Origin of the sequence: Streptosporangium carneum (assembly GCF_027922005.1) — a bacterium.
Lineage (GTDB): Bacteria > Actinomycetota > Actinomycetes > Streptosporangiales > Streptosporangiaceae > Streptosporangium > Streptosporangium carneum.
Window position 1 is genome coordinate 1 of record NZ_BSEV01000161.1, and the last position, 532, is coordinate 532.

The following is a 532-nucleotide window of genomic DNA, read 5'->3' on the forward strand; positions in this document are numbered from 1 at the left end:
GGCGACGGTCGAGCGGCTTAGAACGTTCGAGCAAACGCAGACCACAATGGACCCGGACGGCCAGCGCAATGATGCAAGCAGAGCGCTGGAGACGATCTCGTCGGTATCGCTCCTGCACACTTCAGTGCTCATGCGATATACCCGTGAGCAGAAGCACGATGTGTCTGTACACACCTCGTCCATGATCGTGATCGGCTATGCCGGCGCGGCGTGCGCTCTGCTCACGGCAATGCTGAAAGACGACGCTGTGTCACGCGAGGTCATGGCTGTTGCGGTCAACGACCTGGCGGGACTGACGTCGATGAAGTCATTGGGCGATGGGTTCGGCCGAACGATGGAGGACGCGTTGGACGCGGCGGAACGCGTTTTCGCGCCGGCCTTCGAAGACCTGGACCGTGATGTCGATGACGCATGGATCCGGCCGCACTGCGAGAGGTTTCTGACTGAGAACCCGTTTGTGACACTCGATCCGGGTGACGAAGGCAATGCCAGAACCCGCGCCTGGCTGGCAGACGGCATCATGTCCCGCTTC

At 61.1% G+C, this 532-nt stretch carries 1 protein-coding gene; it reads left to right on the forward strand.

Annotated features, from left to right (window positions below; all coding sequences use genetic code 11):
• Nucleotides 1-181: 181 nt before the first annotated feature.
• A partial coding sequence (locus tag PKF00_RS44330; protein ID WP_271223805.1) for a hypothetical protein occupies nucleotides 182-532 on the forward strand: 351 nt, incomplete at its 3' end.